This is a genomic window from Variovorax sp. CCNWLW186, from assembly GCF_037203865.1.
In the GTDB taxonomy this organism is placed as follows: Bacteria; Pseudomonadota; Gammaproteobacteria; order Burkholderiales; family Burkholderiaceae_C; genus Variovorax.
Genome location: NZ_JBBCBO010000003.1, coordinates 116,297 through 140,993, shown reverse-complemented (window position 1 = coordinate 140,993; position 24,697 = coordinate 116,297). Strand labels below are relative to the sequence as shown.

Sequence of the window (24,697 nt, the reverse complement as noted above, 5' to 3'; positions counted from 1 at the left end):
GCACCGAGGAGGGCGCCGGCTTCAAGCGGCCACCTGGCCGACCTGGCCGCGTACGAGCTCGTTGCGTTCGCTGCGGCCGGGTTGGAACAGCGCCACCAGGCATTCCATCAGCGCATGCGCCTTGGCCGAATGGTCGGCGCCGAAGTTGCACACATACACATCGAGCGTGGCCCCGCGCTGCTCGGGCCAAGTGTGGATGCACAGGTGCGATTCGGCCAGCAGCACCGTGGCCGTGACGCCGCCCGGCCCCTGCGGAGTGGCCGGAAACCCGTGCACCAGTTTGCCCACCGGCTGCAGCCCGGCGGCCGTTACGGCCTTCAGGCAAACGGCGCCGAGCGCCTCCTTGTCGGTGAGCCATTGCATTGCGCATCGGCAGTCGTGGAGATCGGCGGTGAGGTGCAGCCCGTGCATGGGTGGCAACTCTAGCAGTCCGGGTGTCGCCAAAGAACATCAGTCGGGTGTTCAGGCCGTATTGGAGCGGGTTGGAGCGAGCCCGGTAAAATCGCGGGTTCCCCCCAATCCACATTCCCCGAAAGTCCACCGCCCATGGCAAACCAAGCCCTGATGGCCAACGCGATTCGCGCGCTGGCCATGGATGCCGTCCAACAAGCTAACTCCGGACATCCGGGCGCACCGATGGGCATGGCCGACATGGCCGTCGCACTCTGGGGCGAACACCTGCGCTACAACCCGGCCAACCCGCACTGGTTCGACCGCGACCGCTTCGTGCTCTCGAACGGCCACGCCTCGATGCTGCTGTATGCGGTGCTGCACCTCACGGGTTACGACCTGCCCATCGGCGAGCTCAAGAACTTCCGCCAGCTGCACAGCAAGACCGCCGGCCATCCCGAGGTCGACGTGACCCCCGGCGTGGAAACCACCACCGGCCCGCTGGGCCAGGGCATTACCAACGCCGTGGGCTTTGCATTGGCCGAGAAGCTGCTCGCGGCCGAATTCAACCGCAAGAACCACGACATCGTCGACCACCACACCTACGCCTTCCTGGGCGACGGTTGCATGATGGAAGGCATCAGCCACGAAGCCTGCGCGCTGGCCGGCGCCTGGCACCTGAACAAGCTGATTGCGCTGTACGACGACAACGGCATCAGCATCGACGGCCAGGTCAGGCCCTGGTTCATCGACAACACCGAAGAACGCTTCAAGGCCTACGGCTGGAACGTCATCGGCCCGATCGACGGCAACGACGCCAAGGACGTGTCCAAGGCCATCGCCAAGGCCAAGAAGGAAGATTCGAAGCCCACCCTCATCATCTGCAAGACGCAGATCGGCAAGGGCAGCCCGAACCGCGCCAACACCGCCAAGGCCCACGGCGAACCGCTGGGCGCCGATGAAATCACCCTCACCCGCGCCGCGCTGGAGTGGCCGTACCCTGCCTTCGAAGTGCCGCAGGAAGCCTACGCCGACTGGGACCACAAGGCCGAGGGCGCCAGGGCCGAAGCCGCCTGGAACGACAAGTTCGCCGCCTACGCTGAAGCCTTCCCGGGCTTGGCCGCCGAGTTCACCCGCCGCATGAAGGGCGAGCTGCCCAAGAACTTCCACCAGGTGGCGTTCGACACCGTGGTGGCCGCCCACACCAAGGGCGAAACCGTGGCCAGCCGCAAGGCCAGCCAGCTGGCGCTGGAGGCCTTCACTGCAGCCCTGCCCGAAATGCTCGGCGGCAGCGCCGACCTCACCGGCTCCAACCTCACCAACACCAAGAGCACCGCGGCCCTGCGCTTCGATGCGAAGACCGGTGCCGTGGTCATGGGCCAGCCGCAGCAGCCCGCCCAGGGCGCCGAAGACGAGCCCAAGCCCGACAGCACCGCCGACAAGGCCGAGCCGCCCCACGGCGTGATCGGCCGCCACATCAACTACGGTGTGCGCGAGTTCGGCATGGCGGCCATCATGAACGGCGTGGCGCTGCATGGCGGCTTCATTCCCTACGGCGGCACCTTCCTCACCTTCAGCGACTACAGCCGCAACGCCATCCGCATGGCCGCGCTCATGAAGCGCCGCGTGGTGCACGTGTTCACGCACGACTCCATCGGCCTGGGCGAAGACGGCCCCACGCACCAGTCGATCGAGCACGCCGCCTCGCTGCGTCTGATTCCCAACCTCGACGTCTGGCGTCCGGGCGACACGGCCGAAACCGCCGTGGCCTGGGCCGTGGCGCTGCAGAACCAGTCGCGCCCCACGGCGCTGCTGCTCAGCCGCCAGAACATTGCCTATGCGCCAAAGGGCGACCTCGGCGACATCAGCCGCGGTGCGTATGTGCTGTCGGAGCCCGAGGCCGTCGGCCTCAAGAGCAAGAAGACCGCCGCGGTCATCATTGCCACCGGCTCCGAAGTGCAATTGGCCCTTGCCGCGCAGAAATTGCTGGCCGAGAAGAAAATTGCCGTGCGCGTGGTGTCGATGCCCTCGACCACCACCTTCGATCGCCAGGACGTGGCCTACAAGAAGAGCGTGCTGCCCAAGAAGCTGCCGCGCATCGCCGTCGAAATGGGCTGCACCGGCGGCTGGTGGAAATACGGCTGCGCGGCCGTCGTGGGCATCGACAGCTACGGCGAGTCGGCACCCGCACCGGCGCTGTTCAAGCATTTCGGTTTCACGGCAGAGAACGTTGCCGCCACCGTCGAAGCCGCCCTGCGCGACTGAGCCGGCAGCCAGGCGTTTCTTCTTTCCGTCAGATCACAAGTTTTTCAACCTTAGGAGCAAATCAGATGGCTATCAAACTCGGTATCAACGGCTTCGGCCGCATCGGCCGCAACGTGCTGCGCGCCGCGGTACAGAACTTCAAGAACGACATCGAGATCGTCGCCATCAACGACCTGCTCGAGCCCGACTACCTGGCCTACATGCTCCAGTACGACTCGGTGCATGGCCGCTTCAAGGGCGAAGTCACGGTTGAAGGCAACATGCTGATCGTCAACGGCAAGAAGATCCGCCTCACGCAAGAGCGCGATCCCTCGCAGCTGAAGTGGAACGAAGTCGGCGCCGACATCGTGCTCGAGTCGACCGGCCTCTTCCTCACCAAGGAAACCTGCCAGAAGCACCTCGACGCGGGCGCCAAGAAGGTGATCATGTCGGCCCCTTCGAAGGACGACACCCCCATGTTCGTCTACGGCGTGAACGACAAGAAGTACGCCGGTGAGGCCATCGTCAGCAACGCCAGCTGCACCACCAATTGCCTGGCCCCGCTCGCCAAGGTGCTGAACGACAAGTGGGGCATCAAGCGCGGCCTGATGACCACCGTGCACGCCGCCACCGCCACGCAGAAGACCGTTGACGGCCCGAGCAACAAGGACTGGCGCGGCGGCCGCGGCATCCTGGAAAACATCATTCCTTCGAGCACCGGCGCTGCCAAGGCCGTGGGCGTGGTGATCCCCGAGCTCAACAAGAAGCTCACCGGCATGAGCTTCCGCGTGCCGACCTCCGACGTGTCGGTGGTCGACCTCACGGTCGAGCTCGAGAAGGAAGCCACGTACAAGGAAATCTGCGCCGAAATGAAGTCGCAGAGCGAAGGCGCACTCAAGGGCGTGCTGGGCTACACCGAAGACAAGGTGGTGGCCACCGACTTCCGCGGCGACCCGCGCACCTCGATTTTCGACGCCGAAGCCGGCATTGCGCTCGATGGCACCTTCGTCAAGCTCGTGAGCTGGTACGACAACGAATGGGGCTACTCGAACAAGTGCCTCGAAATGGTGAAGGTCGTCTCTAAGTAAGACGCCGCAGCAGAACAAGAACGCGCCTGAGGGCGCGTTTTTTGTTGGAGTTCACAGTGTCCTTGAACAAGGGAGTAATTGATGAAGACTGTCACGGTTTCGGCCGTTCCCCGCGGCGAGCCTTACCAAAAGCTCGATGCCAGGGAGCGCATTCACAGTCTGCTCGCCCGACCCGTCGAAGGAATGGCATGCGCTACGCCGCAACTGGTTTCCTGCACGACGGAGCATGCATTCGTGAAGGCGGCGCACGATGCCTTTTTCGATCATCACCCACTCACCATCCGGCCGGATGACATCTGGTTCTGCATTGCCCAGGGGTTTGCCGCGCACATAGGGCAGAACACCGAGACGTTGCGGCCAAGATTCGTGGCGCACGAAGGCAAAAAGACATTGGTCGTTGAGCGAACAGACTTCATTCTTGGACAAGAGAACCCATGGCACGAAATCTTCGAGGCGTTTTCGAAGCAGATCGGAGAGCATGTCGGCGAGCCCAGAGATTTGATCAGCGCATGCTTCTCGACCACGACGCCAGTTGAAACGGCGGCCTTCGAGATCTGCTTGATGGACGCGTTCCAGGGCTATTTTGACTATGAGATGCGAGTGGGATGCGGCATTCCGGCGATTCATCTTCTCGGCACAGAAGAGGATTGGACCTCGATGATTTCGCGCGTGAAGCGCCTGGCGACATACGGTCTCGAGCGGTGGGCCGCAGCACTTGTTCCGGTCTTGGAAAAAATAGCGCAAACTGCCGCCGGCGATGTCGATCCTGCGTTCTGGCGGTCCTTCTTTCGATACCAGAGCGGATCGGGGCCGTCGGAGTTGACTGGCTGGATCCTCACGCTCTTTCCCTATCTGATCGTGGACTGGGAAAGCAAGGCGCTCGGCCCCAACGAGTATCTCGACACATGGCAAGGCCGCTTCGATGTGGCGAACCAGCGAACCGGGTGGCTAGATTTCAAGGGTGTCCAAGGGCCCGGCATGGGAGCGGTGCCGGGGAGCCTTGCGAGTGCACCTGTACGTTGCATAGACGTGCGTGACGGCAAGGAGCGTGAGCTCCGTTTCGTGGCAGGCATGTTTGGCGTTGCGCAGGATGCGGACACCGGTGCTCTCGCGGCATCTTTCGGATGGGCGGTCGTTCATGATCAGGATCCGAAGATCGAGCCGAAAAAGCACGACTACATAGTGATCGATCCGGAATTGCTGCGCGCGATCAGCGAGAAGCCCTGACGTCGAACCGTTAACGCAGCTTCTCGTTTCTGCGAATCTCACTGCTGAGCTGCGAAGTCATCTGCTTGGCCGCGCGCCGGGCGGCGAGCCCATAGTCGCCGTTGAACTCGCCGAAATCCGCCGAGCCGTTGCCCACCGCGCGCACGCGCGTGACCTCGGCGCCCGCGGTGTCGCTCACCACGCAGTTCACCTCGGCGGTGAACGAAGTGGGCGGCCAGGTCACCCATGAAGACGAGCTCGAATCGGTCTTGATCTGCGGTGTGAACACCAGCGACACGCCCGCCGCTTCATTGGCCTTGGCGTCGCCCGCGGTGCGCAGCACGACCACGTCGCGGTACACCGCGCGCAGTGCATCGCGAATCGATTTTTCCAGATCGCGGTAAGGGTAGTAGCTCACGCGGTCGCCGCTGCCGCCGGGGCTCGTCACCTGCTGGTCGCGCTGGGCGTCGGTCATCACATAGGCCACCTTCTTCGGGATGAGGTGGGCCATCGACCGCGGCGGCGCGGTCTCGGTGATCATGGTGATCGGATGGGAGCAGGCGGCCAGCAAGGCCGCGAGCGCAGCGGCGGCGCACAGGCGTGCGGCCGAAGAAAAGGCGAACGACATGGTGCGGCTCATTCCGGTTCTACGGCGCAATGGCCGCGATGAATTGCGGGTCGGCATACACCTGCCGCAAAAGCGCGCGCACCAGCCTCGGGTAGGCGGCCTGTCCGGCGGGCACGGCGACGATGTTCGCGTAGCTCGAATCGAAGGCGATTTCGCCGCGGTAGGTCTTGCGCAGCCGCTGCGCGTTGGCGCGCGTCACCACCACCTCCACGTCCATGCGGCCCGTGCCGTTGATCACGCCAAGGTCGAGCTCGTTGACCAGTATTCGCGCCGCGATGCGGGTGGGCGCCTTGGGGTCGTAGGCCGATATTTCGCCCAGGTCGCGCATCAGCGCGTCTTCCAGGTATTGCGCGAAGGTGCCGCTGGGCGAAAGCAGCCTCGCGCGGCGCAGGCTCAGGGTGTTGATCTTGTCGCCTGGATCGGTGGGCTGCACCTTGGCCACGGCCACCATGCCGGGGCGGGTGGCCTCGAGCCGGTCGAGCGCTTCGTAGTCGGCCGCGTAGGGCGGCGCAGCGAGTTGCGCGCAACCGGCCGACAGCACGGCCGCGGCCATTGCGCCCAGGCTCAAGGTGAAAGCGCGCACGCGCCAGCCGCGCGGTCTGCAGAAGATCGCCATGCCGTGATTCCCTCCTCGGGATGCCTGATCCCGGCGCGAGGGTAGCAGGCATTGCGCCGCGCGCGAAGGCCCGTTGCCCGATCTCTTAGACGGGTTCGAGCACGTGGATCAGCTTGCTCTCGACCAGCGCCTTGGTCTTCTCGCCATGAGCCTTCATGTGCGGTGCGACACCATGCGCCTGCAGGTGGGCCAGCGTTTCCCACTTCTCGATCACCACGAAAGTGTCGGGCCCGAAGCTCGCTTTCGACGTCGGAACGCCCTGCGCGTCGACCGTGGCGGCGTACTCGATGCAGCCCTCTTCGGCCAGCACGGCCGCGCGGTTGGCGGCAAAGGCTTCGAGCAACTGGGCGCGCTGGCCGGGCTTGGCGGTAATAACGGCGACGACGTGGATCATTGCAATGGACTCCGGTGTTGTGACGGTAATGGATGGCGAGCGTCGAATCTAAAAGATCCGGCGCTTTGGTATCGGTCCCGCGCGAGACCCGATGTGCCACCCTATCATCGCCCGCATGTTCTTTCCCCTGCCCCGCACCGCCACCGCGCCCTTCTGCCCTTCCGAAGTCAAAGGCAGCGTGGCGGTCCCGCAGGACCTGCCCTTCGGCAAGAAGCTGCTGCGCTATGCGGGACCCGGGCTGCTGGTGTCGGTCGGCTACATGGACCCGGGCAACTGGGCGACCGACATCGAGGCCGGCTCGCGCTTCGGCTACGGCCTGCTCTTCGTGGTGCTGCTTGCGAGCCTGGCGGCCATGCTGCTGCAAACGCTGTGCGTGCGGCTCGGCCTCGTGGCGCAGAAAGATCTTGCCCGCGCTTGCCGCGAGCACTATTCGCCGCGCGTCAGCCGCTTTCTGTGGCTGGGCGCGGAACTCGCCATCGTGGCCTGCGACCTGGCGGAGGTGCTGGGCAGCGCGCTCGCCTTGCACCTGCTGTTCGGCGTGTCGATTCCGGTCGGCATTGCGATCACGGCGTTCGACACGCTGCTCGTGCTCGGGCTGCAAGGCGCTGGCTTCCGGCGCGTCGAAGCGATCGTGCTCGGGCTGGTGGGCACCATAGCGGGCTGTTTCGTGGTGGAGCTTGCAATGTCGCAGCCCAACTGGTTTGGCGTGGCCATGGGCTTTGCGCCGAGCTTCGAGCGGCTGCAGCAGCCCGGCGCGCTGTACCTTGCCATCGGCGTGGTCGGCGCCACGGTGATGCCGCACAACCTGTACCTGCATTCATCCATCGTGCAGACCCGGCTGGTGGCCGACAGCGATGCGGCGCGGCGCGAGGCGGTGCGTTTCTGCACCTTCGATGCGGTCATCTCCCTTTCGCTCGCGCTGCTGGTCAACGCGGCCATCATGGTGCTGGCGGCCAGTGCCTTCCACAGCACAGGCCATGTGGAAGTGACGGAGATCGATGATGCCTACCGACTCATCGAACCCATCGTGGGCAGTGCGGTGGCGGCCACGCTGTTCGGCATTGCGCTGCTGGCATCGGGCCAGAGCTCGACCTTCACCGGCACCATTGCAGGCCAGATCATCATGGAAGGCTTTCTTGACCTGAAGATTCCGTGCTGGCAGCGCCGCCTCATCACGCGGGCGCTGGCACTCGGGCCGGCCTTTCTGGGCGTGTGGTGGTTCGGCGACGGCGGCGTGGGCAAGATGCTGGTGCTGAGCCAGGTGGTGCTGAGTTTTCAGCTGCCGTTTGCGATGTGGCCGCTGATCCGCTTCACGAGCAGCCGCGCAATGATGGGCGGCTTTGCCAACGGCCCCGTGGTCAAGCTGCTGGCGTGGGGGCTGTTCGGCGTGATCAGCTTGGCCAACGTGTGGCTCGTGGTGTCGACGATTCGCGGCGGGCTCTGAACCGAGGCCGCGCTCAGCGGTCGGCCGCGTCTTTCCAGAGATGCACCAACGCTTCCGGCGCTTCGTTCTCTGGCACTTCGAAGCTGACCGAACCCGAATGCGTGGTGGCGCTTTCCACCACCACTTCCACGCGGTAGAAGCGCTGGTCGCCGCCCGGCGAGGCGGGTCCGTCGCGCTGCTCTGCATGCGGTGCGGCGCTTTGCAAAGCCTCGCCGATCTGCTGGCGCAGTTCTTCGCTGCAATTGCCCAACTGGTAGCTGCGCGGCCGCGAAAGGCCCGGCAGGTAGGCAACGCCGCCTTCGCGCGTCACTCGCACGACCGTAGCCTGGTCCAAAGGCGGAAGCTGAATCATGATGGTGTGACCCCCACGGTGTTCCATGCGGCGCCGATGGCCTTGTGCGCCGCGCTGTCGGCGCCGAAGCGCCTGGCCGCATTCTCTACCGTCAGTTGCGCGAAGGCCAGGAAGTCAGAGTCCTGGCGCAGCCGCCTGTCGCACACGGTGTCGTACCAGACGCGGCCCGCAGTCTCCCAGGCCGGGCCCTGGATGGCGGTGGCCGCAAGATAAAAAGCGCGGTTCGGAATGCCGGAATTGATGTGCACGCCACCATTGTCCTGCCGCGTGACGACCAGGTCTTTCATGTGGGCGGGCTGCGGGTCTTTGCCGAGCACCGGATCGTCGTAAGCCGTGCCGGGCTCGGCCATCGAACGCAGAGCGCGTGCCTCTACCTTGGCGGTGAAAAGCCCCGCACCTACGAGCCAGTCGGCCTGCTGCGCCGTCTGCTTGAGCAAGTGCTGCTTGACCAGAACACCGAACACGTCGCAGACCGATTCATTGAGCGCGCCCGACTGCCCCTGGTAGATCAAGCCCGACTCGTGGTCGATGACGCCGTGCGTCAGCTCGTGGCCGATGATGTCCACCGCGATGGTGAAGCGGTTCATGACTTCGCCGTCGCCATCGCCGAACACCATCTGCTTGCCGTTCCAGAACGCGTTGTCGTAGTCGTTGCCGTAGTGCACGCTGCCCGTGAGCGGCATGCCGGCGTTGTCGATGGAGTCGCGCTCGTAGATGTCGCGGTATAGCCGGTAGGTGGCGCCCAGGTAGTCGTAGGCCTCGTCGGCTGCAATGTCGCGTGTGGGTGCCTGCCCTTCGGCGCGCACCAGCCGGCCGGGCAGGCTCATGGTGTGCTCCGCGTCGTGAACGGCGCGCTGGGGAGCGTCGCGCCGCACATAAGCCGGTGGCCGGCCCGACGAGACGCCTTGCGTCGTGGCTACCGCTTCGCGAAGGCCGCGGTGCTCGCGATCGATCATCAGCGTTTGCGCCGCCCGCGCGCTTGCATGCGCGCTCGCACGCTCGGCCAGCCGGTCCAGCAGATACGGCGGTACGAAACCAGGCGGCAAAAAACGCGACGACTGAAGCGGCATTGAACGACTCCCCTGGGCAGTTGAAGCAATGAAAAAGAAGTTAGCAGAAGCTGCAAAACATAGATCACTCCGTTACTTCTCGTGTCACGGAATGCCCACGCTTCAGGCCATAGGATTGCAAGTTCCAGATCTACTTGCCGCCTCGTCCATGTTCATCGTCACTCTCACCTACATCCGTCCGCTTGAAGAGCTCGATGCGCTGATGGATGGGCACATGACATGGCTACGAAAGCACTACGCAAGCGGCCTCTTCGTGGCTTCGGGCCGGCAGGTGCCGCGCAAGGGCGGCGTGATCCTCGCGCGCTCGGGCGACCGGGCCGCGCTCGACGCGGTGCTGGCACGCGACCCGTTCGTGCAGAGCGGCGTGGCAAGCACGCACGTGATCGAGTTCGTGCCCAGCATGACCGCGCCCGCTGTCGAGCTGCTTAAAACTTTCTGATTCGCCGCAGGCTGGCCTGCGTCTTCTTCCTCAAGCCTTCGGCTTCTCTTCGCGCCCACCCGGGTGCCGCGCAAATCGCGCCTCATCGCGGCCATGCACCGGCGCCGGGTCGCTCCACGGCCAGCCGCCAAATTGTGTGCGGCGGTAATCGGCCAGCGTCTGGCTGATCTCCGCCTGCGTGTTCATCACGAAGGGCCCGTATTGCACCACCGGCTCTGCGATCGGGCGGCCTTGCAGCAGCAGGAATTCGCTGGCCTCGTCGTTGCCGTTGATCAACTCCACCGCCGTATCGGCACGCAGCTCGATGGCGGCCGGGCCTTCTATGCGCTGCCCTGCAATGTGTGCGGCGGCGCCCTTGAAGAAGTACAGCATGCGCCGCGTGCCCTCCCCGGTTGCGGCGGGCAGCGTCCACTGCGCGCCGGGCGTCATCTTCAGCGTCCAGATCGCCACGTCGGCATCGGCCTGCGCAGCCCATGAATCGGGCGGCGGCGCAAGCGGGGCGATCGGCTCTGGTGCGTTGCCGTTGCCCGCTGCATCTCCGAAGCGGCCCGCGATGATCGCGACCTCGGTGCGGCCGCCGTTCGCGTCGTCGGACGCAAAGCGCGGAATCGCTTCCGACCAGAACATCGTGAAATGCGGATCGGCCATCTTGCTCCTGGCGGGCAGGTTGAGCCAGATCTGGAACAGCTCCAACGGGTTGGGCGCGTTCGCATCGAGCAGCGGAAACATCTCCGAATGCACGATGCCTTTGCCGGCGGTGAGCCACTGCACGTCGCCGCCGCCAAAGCGTGCGGTAGCGCCGAGCGAATCGGAATGATCGACCAGCCCCTTGCGCACGATGGTCACGGTTTCGAAGCCGCGATGCGGATGCGAGGGAAACCCCGGCACCGTTTCGCCGTGGTACATGCTCCAGCCGTCCTTGCGGCTGAAGTCCTGACCGATCTGCCGGCCCGCCAGCGCAGCCTCGGGCCCCATCTGCGCATTGGCCTTGGGATAAGCGTCGTCGTGATAGACGCAGAACAGGAACGGATCGATCGTCTGCCACGGAAAGCCGAGCGCGCTCACCTGCAGCACGGGGCTGCGGCCTTCTTCATTGCTGTTGTTGCTGGACACCTCGATATTCCTTTCCGTTGATCGCGCCGCGGAACGCGCGGCAGCATTGTTCTTCGGAATATCGGGGCGAACGTGCTTTAAGGAAGGTGCCTTCCGTGCAACAGTGAAGAGCGCATATGGAACGATGGGCATCGTTCTCGTTCTCTTCGGCCGAACCTTACTGCGGGGGCATCTCGGCGTTCGGGTCCATGAAGCTCAGCTCCCACAGGTGGCCGTCGATGTCCTGGAAGCCGTGTCCGTACATGAAGCCGTAGTCCTGCGGCGCGCGCGGCACCGTGCCGCCAGCGGCCACCGCCTTGGCCACCATCTCGTCGACTTCGGCGCGGCTCTCGCAAGACAGGCACAGCAGCACCTCGGTGCTCTTGCTGGTGTCGGTGAGGCTCTTGTCCGTAAAGGTCTTGAAGAAGTCTTCGACCAGCAGCATGGCGTGGATGCTGCCTTCGTTGATCACCATGCACGCGGCGTTGGCGTCGGTGAATTGCTCGTTGAAGGTGTAGCCCAGCGCGGCAAAGAACGCCTTGGACTTTTCCAGGTTCTTGACGGGGAGGTTCACGAAGATTTGCTTGTTGGCCATGGTTGTCTTCCTGTGTCGATGAAGAGTGGATCGGGTGGTTCGCCGGTGTGTTGTGTACACCGTCCACAAAAGATATCAAAGAAAATGGACGGCGTCCACATATTTTTTCAAGCTCGGAATCGAGGGGCATCCCTGGCCCGCCCGGAAGTGGCGCCGGGTGGAAAAGAGCGGGCATCATGGCCCTCATGGAAATCGAGTTCAAGTTTCATATTCCCGCCGAGCGCCTGAAGGCCGTCGAGGCGGCCATGCGGCGCGGCACCGTGGTGCGCACCCGGCTGCAGGCGCGCTATTTCGACACCGCCGACCAGGCGCTGGCCGCGCAAGGCATCGTCCTGCGCCTGCGCAAGGAAGGGCGGCGCAGGGTGCAGACCGTCAAGGCCACCGGCGACAACGCCTTGCACCGGCTCGAACACAACGTGGATCTTGGCGCTGCGGCGGGCGGCGCATCGCCCACGATCGACCCGCAACGCCACCAGGGCACGCCGGTCGGCGAGCGGCTCGGCAAGGTGCTGGCCGAGAGCGGCGCGGCCCTGATCGAGCGCCAATCGACGGACATCGTGCGGCTCACGCGCGACGTGCGCACCACGGGCGCCAATGCCGCCGTGGTGGAGCTGGCACTCGACGTCGGCAAGGTCGTCGCCCACGCGGGCACGCCCGAGCAGCGCGAATCGCCGGTGTGCGAACTGGAGCTCGAACTCAAGCGGGGCGATGTGCAGGGCTTGGTGGCGCTCGCGCGCCGCTGGTCGCAGCAGCATGGCCTGTGGTTCAGCACCGTTTCCAAGGCCGAACGCGGCGCCCGCCTGCTGGCGAAGCTCGAGGTGGTGCCGGCCATCAAGGCCGAGCCGCCCCGCTTCGCCGATGAAAAAGACAACAAGCTCGACGGCCACACCATCCAGCAAGCCGTGGTCGCGTCTTGCCTCGCCCAGATGCTGCCCAACGCCAGCGAGATTGCGGCCGGCAGCACCGACGAAGAACAGATCCACCAGTTGCGCATCGGCATCCGCCGGCTGCGCACCGCATTGCGCGAACTCGCGGGACTCGACGCGACCGCGGGTCTTCTCGACGCGGCCGCATGGGAGCCGCCCCTGGTCGAAGCCTTTCGCGCCCTTGGCGCGCTGCGCGATCGCGAGCAGGTCGTGAAGCTGGCGCAGCCGCAACTGCGCAACGCCGGCGCACCGGAGTTCGATCCGCTCGCGGGAGACCAGGCCGCGGCTGGCGCGCAGTCAGCCGGCGACATCGTGCGCGCGCCGGCATTCCAGTCGGTGCTGGTTTCGCTCATCGGCTTTACCGCCACCACGACGCACGCTGAAGCGGCGAAAGCCGGAGAAGCTGTGCAGCAGGAACAACCGGCTCCGCTGGATGCCGGCGATGCCCGCCGCTTCTTGCGCAAGCGCCTGCAGCGCCTGCACAAGCAGGTCGTCCGAGACGGCCAGCGCTTCGAGTCCTTGCCCACCGAAGACCAGCATCGCACCCGCAAGCGGCTCAAGCGCCTGCGCTACTTGGCCGAATTCGTGGCGCCGCTGTTCGCCGATGCGGACGACGGAAAAAACTCAGCCGCCGAGCGTTACCTGAAGCGGCTGCGCCCGGCGCAAGACGCGCTGGGCGAGTTCAACGACGAAGCCGTGGCGATGGCGCTCTACCGCGAAGCCGCCGCACGCGATGCGCGCGCATGGTTCGCGGTCGGCTGGTTCAGTGCGCGCCATGCGGCCGGCGCAAAGGCGTGCCGCAAGGCGCTGGGCAAGATCGAGAAGGCGCGGCGCTTCTGGGCAAAGAAGTAGGCCGCACGCCTGAAGGCCGAAGGATCGAAGCTTCGATCAGTGATGGTGCCCGTGCGCCCCATGCACGTGACGATGCTCGATCTCCACCGGCAGCGCGGCGCGCACGTCCGTCACCTGGAGGCTGAACTTCAGCGCCTTGCCCGCCCACGGATGGTTGCCGTCGAGCAGCACCACCGGGCCCTTGATCTTCATCACCGTGAAAACGTGCTCGGTGCCGTCGTCGAGCCGCCCCTGCAGCTGTCCGCCCACCTTCACACCCGGCGGAAACTCGGACTTGGGAATGCTGCGCACCAGCGATTCGTCGCGCAGGCCGAAGGCGTCTTCAGGCGCAAGGTTGAGCGTGGTCTGGTAGCCCTTTTCCTTGCCATCGAGCGCTTCCTCGATCTTGGGCAGCGTGTTCTCGTACCCGCCATGCAGGTAGGCCATCGGCTCGGGGCTGGCTTCGATGAGCTTGCCCTGGGCATCGGCGACCTTGTACTTGAGGGTGACGACGGTGTCTTTTTCGATTTTCATGAAGGCATTTTCTGTGCAAATCGATCGGCCGGTGAGGCTAGGTCTTCGCCACCCGCAGCATCTCCGGCAACGCCTCCTCCGCGCTCAGCTTCTCCGTCACCATGCCGATGAACGCCGACACCGCCAGCGGCAGGTGCTTGCGGCTTGGATACAGCACGCTCAGCCCCTGCCCCGTGCGCTGGTATTGCGGCAGCACCGGCACGAGCCGGCCGGCCCGAACGTCGATCCGGGCCATGGTGGGCGGCAGCAGCGCGACGCCCAGTCCGGCGATTGCGGCCTTGCGCAGCGCCTGGGCGGTGTTGCCGCTGAAGCGGCCCGCGACCTGCACTTCTTCCTGCACGCCGTCAGGGCCCGCCATGCGCCAGATGGTGCGGCCGCTGGGATGGGGCGAGGTCACGCAGTCGTGGTTCGCCGCCAAGTCTTGCAAGTTGGCGGGCGCACCGCGCGCGGCAAGGTAGGCGGGGCTGGCGACCATGCCGTCGGACAGGGCGTTCAGGAGCTTGCGGGCGATATAGCCTGAATCGGGCAGTTCGCCGCCGCGGAACGCGATGTCGATCTGTTCGGCGATCAGGTCGGCCTTGGCGTCGCTGAGCACGAAATCGATGCGCACCAGCGGATGCGCGGCCAGAAAGTCGGCCACCCACTCCATGGGAAAGAAGTCGAAGAAATCGGCCGTTGCCGCCACGCGGATCAAGCCGCTCGGCTCGCGGCTGCCGGTCATCAGCTCTTGGCCAGCCTCCACCAGCCCGTCGACCGCGCCGGCGCAGCGCTCGTGAAAAGCCTGGCCCGCGCTGGTGAGGGTGAGCTTGCGGGTGGAGCGCTGCATCAGCCGCGTGCCCAGCTGGGCCTCCAGTTGCTGGATGCGCCGACTCACCGTGTTGGGCGGTAGGCCCAGCCGGCGCGCCGCCCCGGCAAAGCTGCCGTGGCGCACCACCTGCACGAACATGGCGATGTCGTTGAGGTCGAGCATGGCGATTCCTTCCAGCAATGGACGAGTGAAATCCGATTCTGCCGTCTAGTCGATCAATGGGTGCCGCCCTAACCTTGTACCCATGACCTCGCAACAACAACCACCCCGCATCGGAATCATCATCGGCTCGACCCGCGAAGGCCGCTTCGGCGAAAAGCCCGCGCATTGGATTTACGAGCTTGCCAAGCAGCGCACCGATCTGTCGTTCGAACTGATCGACCTGCGCGACCATCCGCTGCCCTTTTTCAACGAAGCAGGCGCGCCGGCCTGGGGCCCGGTAAAGAACGAAGCCGCGCAACGGTGGGCCGCCAAGCTCGACACATTCGACGGGCTCATCGTCGTCACGCCCGAATACAACCACGGCCCGAGCGCGGTGCTGAAGAACGCCATCGACTGGGCCTACAAGGAGTTCATCCGGAAGCCGATCGCCTTTGTGGGCTACGGCGGCGTGGGGGCTGCGCGTGCAGTGGAGCAGCTGCGGCTCGTCGCCGTCGAGATGCAGATGGCGCCGGTGCGCAACGCGGTGCACATCGGCATGGTCGAATTTCTCGGCATCTGGCAGCAGGGCAAGACCTTCGACGACTTTCCGCACCTGGCGCAGGCCGCCAGCGGCATGCTCGACGACCTCGCGTGGTGGACCAAGGCGCTGAAAACCGCCAGGGAGGCCGCATGACCGCCGCAACCGCCATTACCCCTGCCGCCACCGCGGCCCGCGCCATCGTCTACCGCACGTTCGGCTCGCAGCACGGGCCGATCGTCCGGCTCATGAGCCCGGGCGACCTGGGCGAGTTTCTGAAGCCGTTCGTTTTCCTGGACCTCTTCGGTTTCGACACCACGGGCGACCACAAGGGCTTCGGCATGCACCCGCACTCGGGCATTGCAACGCTCACCTGGCTGATCGAAGGCGACACGCTGTACGAAGACACGACCGGCGAGCAGGGCGTGCTGCGGGCCGGTGGGGTCGAGTGGATGCGCGCCGGCAACGGCGTATGGCACGACGGCGCGCCCGCGCCCGGCACCAAGCGCGTGCAAGGCTTCCAGCTCTGGGTGGCCTTGCCGGCTGCGGAAGAAAACGCGCCGGCCCAGAGCATTTATCTGGCGCCATCGCAGGTGCCGACGGAAGGCCCGGCGCGCGTGCTGCTCGGCCGCTACGGCGCAGCGCAAAGCCCCATTCCGGCACCGGCGCCGATGAACTACCTGGCCGTTCAGCTGAAGGACGGCGAGCATTGGCGCTACACGCCGCCCGCCGGCCACACCGTAGGCTGGGTGGCGGTGAGCGCGGGCCGCCTCGGCACGGGTACCGGCGGCGAACCCATCGGCACGGGCGAGCTGGCGGTGTTCGAAGAGTCCGGCGCGACCATCGACTTCGTGGCGCGCGGCGACACGTCTTTCGTGTTGGGCTCGGCCGTGAAGCATCCGCATGAACTGGTGATGGGCCACTACTCGGTGCATACGAGCAAGGCCGCACTGGACCAGGGCGAGGCCGAGATCCGCCGCATCGGGGCGCGATTGCGGCAGGAAGGCCGGCTCGCCTGAGCCTGTGTTCGCGCCCGCTGGTTGTGCTTGTGTAGCGCAAACCAGCGTGCGCTCGATGGGCAGCTGCGCCAGAATCGTTCGCTTCGAACGACTCCGCTGCAGCTCCCATCCTCATGAACATCGTCGATTCCTTCGCCGCCAACGTCTCCCGCTTCGTCGACATCCGACGCGACATTCACGCCCACCCTGAACTCGGTTTCGAAGAGCACCGCACCTCCGAAAAGGTCGCGGGCCTGCTCGCCGAATGGGGCATCGAGGTGCACCGCGGCATTGCCGGCACCGGCCTTGTGGGCGTGCTGCGCAAGGGCACCAGCTCGCGCACCATCGGCCTGCGCGCCGACATGGATGCGCTGCCTCTGAACGAGGCCAACGAGTTTGCCCACAAGTCCACGCATGCCGGCCGCATGCACGCCTGCGGCCATGACGGCCACACCACCATGTTGCTGGCCGCGGCCTGGCACCTGTCGCAGCAGGAGCCAAATGATTTCGATGGCACGGTGCATTTCATCTTCCAGCCGGCCGAGGAGATGGGCAAGGCCGGCGCCAAGAAGATGATCCAGGACGGCCTGTTCGACCGCTTTCCGTGCGACGCCGTCTTTGCGCTGCACAACTTTCCGGTGGGCGACGTCGGCCGCTTCGCGCTCAACGAAGGCGCGCTGATGGCGTCGAGCAATACCTACAAGATCACCGTGCGCGGGCGCGGCACGCACGCCTCGATGCCGCACACCGGCATCGACCCGGTGGCCGCGGTGGTCACGCTGGCGCAGCAGCTGCAGACCATCGTGCCGCGCACCATTCCGAGCACCGAGCGTGCCCTGCTCGCGGTCACGCAGCTGCAGGGTTCGGATGCGCCCAACGTGATTCCCGACGTGGCCACGGTCGGCGGCACCATCCGCACCTTTTCGATCGAAGCCATCGACAAGATCGAGGCGCGGCTGCGCGAGGTGGCGGCCGGCGTGGCGGCGGCGCACGGCTGCACGGCGGAGGTTTTCTTCAACCGTTCTTCGCCGCCGGTGGTCAACCACGCGGCCGAGGCACGCTTTGCCGCCGGCGTGATGCGCGAGGTGGTGGGCGACGACATGGTGACCGACAACTTTCCTGCCGTGATGGGCGCCGAAGACTTTGCGCACATGCTGCTTGCGCGGCCCGGCTGCTACGCCTTCCTGGGCAATGGCGACGGCGACCATCGGCTCGACGGCCACGGGCCCGGCCCTTGCATCATCCACAACACCTCGTTCGACTTCAACGACGAGATCATTCCGATCGGCGCCAGCTACTTCGTGAAGCTGGTACAGCGCTGGCTGCCGTCGGGCGCCTGATTTTTTACTGCCAACGATGATGAAAGCGGCCACCCTAATGACCCCGACCCTGTTCACCCGACGTTCGCTCGCTGCCCTTGCAGCTGCCATGGCCGTGGGTGCCCTCGCACCCGTTCACGCGCAACAGCGCGTGATCCACATCGTCGTGCCCTTCGGCACCGGTGCGGTGCAAGACACCGTGGCGCGCGCCTTCAATGCCGAGCTCGGCGCGGCGCTCAATGCCAGCGCCGTTGTCGAGAACCGCGCGGGCGCGGGCGGCACCGTGGGCGCGGCGGCCGTGGCCAAGGCGCCGGCGGACGGCAACACGCTGGTGCTCGCCGCCGCGAGCCACAACATCGCCGGCTTTCTGTACAGCAAGCTCTCGTACGACCCGCTGAAGGATTTCGTGGGCGTGGCCAACATCGGCAACGCGGGCTATGTGCTGGCGGTGGCGAGCGGGCTCAACGTGTCGAACACGGCCGACTTCATCAAGGAGGTGAAGGCCAACCCGGGCAAGTACAACTACGCCTCGGCCGGCAACGGCAGCGCCACGCATCTTGCAATGGCGTCTTTCCTCGCCAAGGCGGGGCTGGAGATGACGCACATCCCGACCAAGTCCACGGGCGAGGCGGTGAACGAAGTGCTCGCGGGGCGCGTGCAGGCGGTCATCTCCTCAAGCATCGGCGTGATGGGTTTCCAGGCGGACCCGCGCATGAAGCTGCTCGCGTCCACCGGCAAGGCACGCAGCCCGTTCCTGCCCAGCCTGCCGACCGTGGCCGAGAGCGGGCTGCCTGGCTACGCCTTCGATTCATGGATCGGCCTGCTCGCACCTGCCGGCACGCCCAAGGCCGAGGTCGAGCGCCTGAACGCGGCCACCAACAAGGTGCTGGCCGATCCGGTGATCCAGGAGCGCTTCAAGCGCTTGGGCGTGGAGCCCCGCACGCAGAGCGCCGAGGATTTTCAGAAGCTGCTGCGCGCGGACTGGGACGCGATGGGGGCGGTGGTGAAGGCTTCTGGAGCGAAGATCGACTGAGGCCTGCTGTCGTTTGGAGCGCTGCTTGTTCAGGGCGGGTGCAAAGGCCACCGGGTGCTCCCCTCCGCGAATGTTCCCCGTCGGCGCGTACGCACGCCGAACCCCGCCAAAAAGAGCGCTTGCTCTACGCATATCCTGAAGATATATTATTAATATATTTAAGCGGCGACCGTTTGCCGTCGCACAACCCAGGAGCGATTCACGTGACCAATCCCCGCTGGCAAGGCATCTTCCCCGCCATCACCACCAAGTTCCACGCCGACGAGAGCATCGATGCCGAAGGCACCGCCCGCCACATCGATTTCCAGATCCGCAACGGCATCCATGGCCTGGTCACCTGCGGTTCGCTGGGCGAGGCAAGCACGCTCACGCTGGAAGAAAAGCTGCAGGTCGCCAAGATTGCGCTCGAAGCCGCGGACGGCCGCATTCCGGTGCTGGCGAATGTGTCTGAAACCAGCACGCGCGAAGCGCTGCGCTATGTGGACGGAGCCAACAAGCTGGGCGTGGCGGGCTTCATGGTGATGCCGTCGGTGATCTACGTGGCCGATGCGCGCGAGGCAATGCTGAACGTGCGCACCATCGCCAATGCGGCGCAAAAACCCATCATGGTCTACAACAACCCGGTGGCCTACCGCGTAGACCTGAAGCCAGAGCACATGGTGGAGCTGGCGGACTGCGAATGGATCGCGGCCATCAAGGAGAGCACGGACAACATCCGCCGCATCACGGACCTGCGCAACACGGTGGGCGACCGCTACCAGCTGTTCCTGGGCGTGGACGACCTGGCCTACGAAGGGCTGGCGTTGGGCTGCGACGGCCTGCTGGCCGGCGTTGGTTGCGCTTTTCCGCGCGAGACGGTGGCGCTGTACGACCTGATGAAGGCCGGCAAGTTTGCCGAGGCGCTGAAGCTCTATCAGTGGATGACGCCGATGCTGCACCTGGACGTGTCGACCAAGCTGGTGCAGAACCTGAAGCTGATCGACGCACTGGTGGGCGTGGGCAGCGAACACATGCGCCGCCCGCGGCTGCCGCTCATCGGCGAGGAGCGCGCGGCGGTCGAGGCAATCGTGAAGAAGGCGCTGGCAACGCGGCCTGTGCAGTACCAGTCGGTTATGTAATAACCGGTCTTTTCGTTCGTTCCCCAACCTAGGAAGAAGCATGAAGACAAAAGTAGGCATGGTTCCGTTCATCGGCCTCGTGGGCTGCGCCGCCCTCACCCTCGCAGGCCACGCCGGTGCGCAAGAGCAGGTCGTCAAGATCGGCCACAGCGGTCCTCTCTCCGGTCCCAATGCGTTCGCGGGCAAGGACAACGAAAACGGCGTGCGCCTTGCGATCGAAGAACTCAACGCGAAGAAGATCACCGCCGGGGGCAAGACGCTGAAGTTCGAGTTGGTGTCCGAAGACGACCAGTGCGACGCCAAGACCGGCGTGAGCGTTGCGCAGAAGTTCGTGGACGATGGCGTCAAGTACGTCATGGGCCCGTACTGCTCGGGCGTGGCCATTCCGGCTTCGCGCATCTACGCCAGCGGCGGCACCATGGTCTCCACCGTGGGCACCAACCCGAAGGTCACGCAGGGCGGCTACAAGAACCTGTACCGCATCATCGCGAGCGACAACCAGATCGGTTCCAGCATGGCGGTGTACGCGGCCAAGGTGCTCAAGGTCACCAAGGTGGGCGTGATCGACGACCGCACCGCCTTCGGCCAGGGCCTTGCGGAAGAGTTCACCAAGGAGGCCAAGAAGCAGGGCCTCACCATCGTCGGCCAGGAGTTCACCACCGACAAGGCCGTGGACTTCACCGCCATCCTCACCAACATGAAGTCCAAGGCGCCCGAAGCCATCTTCTTCGGCGGCTATGCACCGCAGGCCGCACCCATGGCGCGCCAGATGAAGCAGCTTGCAGTGCCCGGCAAGCTGCTGGGTGGCGATACGGTGTGCAGCCCGGCCACCGGCAAGCTGGGCGGCGACGCGGTCAACGACTTGGTGTTCTGCGCACAGGGCGGCTCCATCCTTGAAAAGGCGCAGAGCGGCCCGGCGTTCAAGGCCAAGTTCAAGAAGCGCTTCAACGTCGACGCGGACGCCTATGCGGCCTCGTACTACGACCAGGTGATGTTCATCGGCGAATCGATGCAGAAGGCCAACTCCATCGACCCCGACAAGGTGGGCGCCGAGCTCTACAAGACCACCTACAAGGGCGTGGCCGCAACCTACGCCTACGACGAGCAGGGCAACATGAAGCAGGCGCCGATCACGGTGTACACCTTCAAGAACGCAGCGCCCGTTCCCCTGGCCAGCTACTGAGCCGAAGGAAGACATGCAGCGCATCCAGATCGTCGATTCGCACACGGGCGGCGAGCCCACGCGCCTGGTAACCGGCGGGTTTCCCGACCTGGGTGGCGGCAGCATGGCCGAGCGCCGCGCGCTGCTGGCCGAGCGGCACGACAAGTGGCGCGCCGCCACGGTGCTCGAGCCGCGCGGCAGCGACGTGGTGGTGGGTGCGCTGCTGTGCGAACCCGTGTCCGGGGATGCAGCGGCCGGCGTGATCTTCTTCAACAACACCGGCTACCTCGGCATGTGCGGCCACGGCACCATCGGCTTGGTGGCCAGCCTCGCGCACATGGGGCGCATCGACGTGGGCGAGCACCGCATCGAAACGCCCGTGGGCACCGTCACGACCACGCTGCATGCCGATGGTTCGGTGAGTGTGCGCAACGTGCCTGCCTACCGGCATCTTCACCAGGTGGCCGTCGAGCTTCCGGGGCACGGCACTGTGCATGGCGATGTGGCGTGGGGCGGCAACTGGTTCTTCCTGGTGAGCGATCACCGCCAGCGCGTGGCCAGCGACAACCTCGCCGCGCTGACCGGCTACACCGAGTCACTTCGCAAAGCGCTCGCTGCGCAGGGCATCACGGGGGCGGAAGGCGCGGAGATCGACCACATCGAACTCTTTGCCGATGACGATGCAGGCGCGGACAGCCGCAACTTCGTGCTCTGCCCCGGCAACGCCTACGACCGCTCGCCATGCGGCACCGGCACCAGCGCCAAGATTGCCTGCCTCGCGGCCGACGGCAAGCTCGCGCCGGGCGAGGTGTGGACGCAGGCCAGCGTGATCGGCAGCCGCTTCGAAGCCAGCTACACGGTGGAAGACGGCAAGGTCATTCCAACCCTGCGCGGCCGGGCGCACATCAGTGCCGAAGCCACGCTGCTGATCGACGACAACGATCCTTTCGGATGGGGCATCCGGATATGAAGCTCGCCCCCAGTCTTCGCGCACTTCGTGTCGCTACGCCAACCCCCTACCGAGGGCAACACCAGCGGCCCGGCAAAGCCGGTTCCGCGGTGTTCCGCGAAGTGCAATAGGCCGTGCACGCCGAGGTCATCGTCATAGGTGCCGGCATCGTCGGTGCCGCTTGCGCGCATGCGCTGGCACAAACCGGCCGCCGCGTGCTGGTGCTCGACGCGCGCATCGGCGGGGCCACAGGCGCAGGCATGGGGCACCTGGTGGTGATGGACGACAACCCGGCCGAACTCGCACTGAGCAGCCATTCGACGGCGCAATGGCGCGCACTGGCGCCGCGCATGAGCGAAGACTGCGCATACAGCGCCTGCGGCACTCTGTGGATTGCCGCGAACGAAGAAGAAATGGCGGAGGCCGAACGCAAGCAGCAACGGCTTCGGACGCACGGCATCGAAAGCCGGTTGCTCGATGGGGCCGCACTGGCGCGCGCCGAGCCAGCGCTTCGCAACGGTCTTGCAGGCGCGCTGGAAGTGCCTGGCGACGGCATCCTCTATGCGCCCAATGCAGCGCGCTGGCTGCTCGCGCAGGCCGGAGATTCGGTCCGCGTCGAACATGCGAAGGTCGATGAGATTGAAGGCGACGGCACGCTGCGGCTGGTTGGCGGCAGCCGCCGCACCGCGCCGCAGATCGTGCTGGCCAACGGCATCGAGGCCACCACGCTGTGCCCCGAACTGCCGATCCGCCCCAAGAAAGGCCACCTGCTGATTACCGACCGCCATCCGGGCACCGTGCATCACCAGCTTGTCGAGCTCGGCTACGTGACCAGCGCGCACCACAGCGACGGCGACTCGGTTGCCTTCAACGTGCAGCCGCGCCCGACGGGGCAACTGCTGATCGGTTCCTCGCGCCAGTTCGACACTACCGACCCGGCCGTCGAGGCGCCGATGCTCGCGCGCATGCTGCAACGAACGCTCGAGTACCTGCCCGGCCTTGCGGACCTCACCGCCGTGCGCTCGTGGACCGGCATGCGCGCCGCCACGCCCGACGGGCTGCCCCTGCTGGGCAAGCATCCGTGGCGCGAGAAGCTCTGGCTCGCGGTCGGCCACGAAGGCCTGGGCGTGACGACCGCGCCGGGCAGCGCACATCTGCTCGCGGCGTTGATGAACGGCGCCAATCCCGAATTCGACGCGGCGCCTTATGCGCCGCGCGGCCTGCTGGAACCAGCATGAGCGGCACCACCCAGCTGCATATCGATGGCCGTCCAGTCCGCGTGAAGGCGGGCAGCTCAGTGGCTGCGGCATTGCGCGTCGCCGGCGGCACGGGCACTGCGCGCACCTCCGTTACCGGCCAGCCGCGCGCGCCGTTCTGCGGCATGGGCGTGTGCCAGGAATGCCGCGTGCGGGTCGACGGGCGCCGCATGCTGGCCTGCCAGACGGTCTGCGCCGAAGGCATGCAGGTGGAGACCACGGCATGACCATCTTGGCCTTGGAGCATTGCGATCTGTTGATCGTCGGCGCGGGCCCTGCCGGCATGGCCGCGGCGGTGGCGGCGGCGCCCAGCGGCGCATCCATCGTCGTGATCGACGACAACCCCGCGCCTGGCGGCCAGATCTGGCGCGACGGTCCCGGCGCCGCACTGCCACCCGCCGCGCGCAAGTGGCGCGAGGCGCTCGAGCGCCATGCCAACATCCGCGTGTGCGGCGGTACGCGCGTGATCGCTGCACCCGCGCACGACGAGCTGCTGCTCGAAGACGCCGTGCGCGGCTGGCGCATGCAATGGAAGAAGCTGATTCTCTGCACCGGCGCGCGCGAGTTGCTGCTGCCCTTTCCGGGCTGGACGCTGCCGGGCGTCACGGGCGCGGGCGGCTTGCAGGCGCTCATCAAGGCGGGCTTGCCCGTCGAGGGCGAGCGCATCGTCGTTGCGGGCAGCGGACCTTTGCTGCTCGCAGCCGCAGCCACCGCGCGCGCCGCGGGCGCAAAGGTCGTGCGCATCGCCGAGCAGGCCTCCCTGGCAGCGGTGGCGGGCTTTGCCGTCAATCTGCTGCGCTGGCCGGGCAAGGCAGTTCAGGCCTTGACGCTGGGCGATTCGCAATACCGCACCTCGTCGCGCATCGTCTCCGTCCAGGGCAATGGCCAGGTCGAATCCGCAAGGCTCCGCCAGGGCGGGCGCGAAGTTCAGATCGAATGCGATCGCGTGGCGTGCGGCTTCGGCCTCACGCCCAACACGCAACTCGGCCAGATGCTCGGCTGTGCTCTCACGCCTGAAGGCGGCGGTGCGCGGGCACTGGCGGTCGATGCCTTGCAGCGCACCAGCCTGCCAGGCGTCTTTGCGGCCGGCGAATGCACCGGCTTCGGCGGCAGCGAGCGCGCCCTTGCGCAGGGCAGCATCGCCGGGCTCGCAGCGGTCGGCAACGAACGCGCCGCAGAGCAGCATGAACACGAACGCGCCCGATGGAATGCCTTTGCCTCGCAGCTGAACCGCAGCTTTGCGTTGTCCGCCGAGATCCGCCAGATACCGCAGCCCGACACCCTCGTGTGCCGCTGCGAAGACGTGCCGCTTTCCGCGCTCGCCGGCTGCAACGGCTGGACCGACGCCAAGCTGCATCGCCGCTGCGGCATGGGCGCCTGCCAGGGCCGCGTGTGCGGCGATGCGGCGCAGTTCCTGTTCGGCTGGACGCCGCCCTCGCCACGGCCGCCGCTTTCGCCGGCGCGCATCGCAACTCTTGCAGGCCTTGCGGCCCACGGAAACGATGTGGACCGACAATGAAACCGAA

General features: G+C 66.0%; 26 protein-coding genes. 16 read left to right on the top strand and 10 right to left on the bottom strand.

Translation table 11 applies throughout. The annotated features are described in order from the left end of the window. Positions 1–21: 21 nt before the first annotated feature. Positions 22–411, bottom strand: a complete 390-nt coding sequence (speD, locus tag V9K97_RS04905) for an adenosylmethionine decarboxylase (RefSeq protein ID WP_337316667.1) — start codon at positions 409–411, stop codon at positions 22–24. Between the two features lie 135 nt (positions 412–546). On the opposite strand from speD, the gene V9K97_RS04900 reads away from it, so the two are divergent. The 3 genes from V9K97_RS04900 (at position 547) to V9K97_RS04890 (ending at position 4,949) form a co-directional block, all read left to right on the top strand. Continuing rightward, positions 547–2,655: a transketolase family protein gene (locus V9K97_RS04900; RefSeq protein WP_337316665.1), complete on the top strand. Its 2,109-nt coding sequence runs from the start codon at positions 547–549 to the stop codon at positions 2,653–2,655. Between the two features lie 65 nt (positions 2,656–2,720). Then, positions 2,721–3,722, top strand: coding sequence for a type I glyceraldehyde-3-phosphate dehydrogenase (gene gap, locus V9K97_RS04895; protein WP_126749283.1), 1,002 nt, complete (start codon positions 2,721–2,723; stop codon positions 3,720–3,722). Between the two features lie 81 nt (positions 3,723–3,803). Next, on the top strand, positions 3,804–4,949 hold the full coding sequence (locus tag V9K97_RS04890) for a DUF4419 domain-containing protein (protein ID WP_337316663.1): 1,146 nt from the start codon (positions 3,804–3,806) through the stop codon (positions 4,947–4,949). A 10-nt stretch (positions 4,950–4,959) separates the two neighbouring features. Here V9K97_RS04890 and V9K97_RS04885 read toward each other — a convergent pair whose 3' ends face one another. The 3 genes from V9K97_RS04885 to V9K97_RS04875 all read right to left on the bottom strand — a co-directional run bounded on the left by V9K97_RS04885 (position 4,960) and on the right by V9K97_RS04875 (position 6,566). Next, positions 4,960–5,556, bottom strand: coding sequence for a hypothetical protein (locus tag V9K97_RS04885; RefSeq protein WP_337316661.1), 597 nt, complete (start codon positions 5,554–5,556; stop codon positions 4,960–4,962). Between the two features lie 19 nt (positions 5,557–5,575). Beyond that, a complete protein-coding gene (locus V9K97_RS04880) occupies positions 5,576–6,172 on the bottom strand; it encodes a hypothetical protein (protein ID WP_337316659.1) in 597 nt (198 codons plus the stop codon). A gap of 85 nt (positions 6,173–6,257) precedes the next feature. Further along, the gene (locus V9K97_RS04875; protein WP_337316657.1) at positions 6,258–6,566 is read right to left on the bottom strand and encodes a putative quinol monooxygenase; all 309 of its coding nucleotides are present in this window, start codon (positions 6,564–6,566) and stop codon (positions 6,258–6,260) included. A 115-nt stretch (positions 6,567–6,681) separates the two neighbouring features. Here V9K97_RS04875 and V9K97_RS04870 point away from each other — a divergent pair, with 115 nt between their 5' ends. Continuing rightward, positions 6,682–8,010, top strand: coding sequence for an Nramp family divalent metal transporter (locus V9K97_RS04870; protein ID WP_337316655.1), 1,329 nt, complete (start codon positions 6,682–6,684; stop codon positions 8,008–8,010). A 13-nt stretch (positions 8,011–8,023) separates the two neighbouring features. Here V9K97_RS04870 and V9K97_RS04865 read toward each other — a convergent pair whose 3' ends face one another. Together V9K97_RS04865 and V9K97_RS04860 are read right to left on the bottom strand one after the other, a co-directional pair. Further along, positions 8,024–8,362 carry a protealysin inhibitor emfourin gene (locus V9K97_RS04865; protein ID WP_337316653.1) on the bottom strand — a complete coding sequence of 113 codons (339 nt, stop codon included), beginning with the start codon at positions 8,360–8,362 and terminating at the stop codon, positions 8,024–8,026. Further along, positions 8,359–9,432, bottom strand: coding sequence for a M4 family metallopeptidase (locus V9K97_RS04860; RefSeq protein WP_337316651.1), 1,074 nt, complete (start codon positions 9,430–9,432; stop codon positions 8,359–8,361). The genes V9K97_RS04865 and V9K97_RS04860 overlap by 4 nt, the downstream gene beginning before the upstream one ends. A 148-nt stretch (positions 9,433–9,580) precedes the next feature. On the opposite strand from V9K97_RS04860, the gene V9K97_RS04855 reads away from it, so the two are divergent. Continuing rightward, positions 9,581–9,871, top strand: a complete 291-nt coding sequence (locus V9K97_RS04855; protein ID WP_157616473.1) for a YciI family protein — start codon at positions 9,581–9,583, stop codon at positions 9,869–9,871. A 30-nt stretch (positions 9,872–9,901) separates the two neighbouring features. On the opposite strand, the gene V9K97_RS04850 is transcribed toward V9K97_RS04855, so the two are convergent. Together V9K97_RS04850 and V9K97_RS04845 are read right to left on the bottom strand one after the other, a co-directional pair. Then, positions 9,902–11,116 carry a pirin family protein gene (locus V9K97_RS04850; RefSeq protein WP_337316649.1) on the bottom strand — a complete coding sequence of 405 codons (1,215 nt, stop codon included), beginning with the start codon at positions 11,114–11,116 and terminating at the stop codon, positions 9,902–9,904. Positions 11,117–11,141: 25 nt separating this feature from the next. After that, a complete protein-coding gene (locus tag V9K97_RS04845; protein WP_157616471.1) occupies positions 11,142–11,558 on the bottom strand; it encodes a VOC family protein in 417 nt (138 codons plus the stop codon). Positions 11,559–11,734: 176 nt separating this feature from the next. Between V9K97_RS04845 and V9K97_RS04840 the strand changes: the two genes are divergently transcribed. Next, on the top strand, positions 11,735–13,336 hold the full coding sequence (locus V9K97_RS04840) for a CYTH and CHAD domain-containing protein (RefSeq protein WP_337316647.1): 1,602 nt from the start codon (positions 11,735–11,737) through the stop codon (positions 13,334–13,336). A gap of 36 nt (positions 13,337–13,372) precedes the next feature. Here V9K97_RS04840 and V9K97_RS04835 read toward each other — a convergent pair whose 3' ends face one another. Together V9K97_RS04835 and V9K97_RS04830 are read right to left on the bottom strand one after the other, a co-directional pair. Further along, complete coding sequence (locus V9K97_RS04835; protein ID WP_337297281.1) at positions 13,373–13,849, bottom strand: FKBP-type peptidyl-prolyl cis-trans isomerase; 477 nt, start codon at positions 13,847–13,849, stop codon at positions 13,373–13,375. 37 nt (positions 13,850–13,886) lie between these two features. Further along, positions 13,887–14,819, bottom strand: a complete 933-nt coding sequence (locus V9K97_RS04830; protein ID WP_337316645.1) for a LysR family transcriptional regulator — start codon at positions 14,817–14,819, stop codon at positions 13,887–13,889. Positions 14,820–14,901: 82 nt separating this feature from the next. On the opposite strand from V9K97_RS04830, the gene V9K97_RS04825 reads away from it, so the two are divergent. The 10 genes from V9K97_RS04825 (at position 14,902) to V9K97_RS04780 (ending at position 24,690) form a co-directional block, all read left to right on the top strand. Continuing rightward, on the top strand, positions 14,902–15,492 hold the full coding sequence (locus tag V9K97_RS04825; RefSeq protein WP_337316643.1) for an NADPH-dependent FMN reductase: 591 nt from the start codon (positions 14,902–14,904) through the stop codon (positions 15,490–15,492). After that, positions 15,489–16,355 carry a pirin family protein gene (locus V9K97_RS04820; RefSeq protein WP_337316641.1) on the top strand — a complete coding sequence of 289 codons (867 nt, stop codon included), beginning with the start codon at positions 15,489–15,491 and terminating at the stop codon, positions 16,353–16,355. Before V9K97_RS04825 ends, V9K97_RS04820 begins: the two co-directional genes overlap by 4 nt. Positions 16,356–16,468: 113 nt before the next feature. Then, positions 16,469–17,674, top strand: a complete 1,206-nt coding sequence (locus V9K97_RS04815) for a M20 aminoacylase family protein (RefSeq protein WP_337316639.1) — start codon at positions 16,469–16,471, stop codon at positions 17,672–17,674. 37 nt (positions 17,675–17,711) lie between these two features. After that, positions 17,712–18,686, top strand: coding sequence for a tripartite tricarboxylate transporter substrate-binding protein (locus V9K97_RS04810; protein WP_443302621.1), 975 nt, complete (start codon positions 17,712–17,714; stop codon positions 18,684–18,686). A gap of 203 nt (positions 18,687–18,889) precedes the next feature. Continuing rightward, entirely contained in the window at positions 18,890–19,804 is a 915-nt protein-coding gene (locus V9K97_RS04805) for a dihydrodipicolinate synthase family protein (protein WP_258503048.1), read from the top strand. Between the two features lie 40 nt (positions 19,805–19,844). Then, a complete protein-coding gene (locus tag V9K97_RS04800) occupies positions 19,845–20,987 on the top strand; it encodes a branched-chain amino acid ABC transporter substrate-binding protein (protein WP_337316636.1) in 1,143 nt (380 codons plus the stop codon). 13 nt (positions 20,988–21,000) lie between these two features. Next, positions 21,001–21,936: a 4-hydroxyproline epimerase gene (locus V9K97_RS04795; RefSeq protein WP_337316634.1), complete on the top strand. Its 936-nt coding sequence runs from the start codon at positions 21,001–21,003 to the stop codon at positions 21,934–21,936. A gap of 113 nt (positions 21,937–22,049) precedes the next feature. Next, complete coding sequence (locus V9K97_RS04790) at positions 22,050–23,153, top strand: NAD(P)/FAD-dependent oxidoreductase (RefSeq protein ID WP_337316632.1); 1,104 nt, start codon at positions 22,050–22,052, stop codon at positions 23,151–23,153. After that, on the top strand, positions 23,150–23,398 hold the full coding sequence (locus tag V9K97_RS04785; RefSeq protein WP_337316630.1) for a (2Fe-2S)-binding protein: 249 nt from the start codon (positions 23,150–23,152) through the stop codon (positions 23,396–23,398). The genes V9K97_RS04790 and V9K97_RS04785 overlap by 4 nt, the downstream gene beginning before the upstream one ends. Then, the gene (locus V9K97_RS04780) at positions 23,395–24,690 is read left to right on the top strand and encodes an FAD/NAD(P)-binding oxidoreductase (protein ID WP_337316627.1); all 1,296 of its coding nucleotides are present in this window, start codon (positions 23,395–23,397) and stop codon (positions 24,688–24,690) included. The genes V9K97_RS04785 and V9K97_RS04780 overlap by 4 nt, the downstream gene beginning before the upstream one ends. The last annotated feature ends 7 nt before the right edge of the window (positions 24,691–24,697 follow it).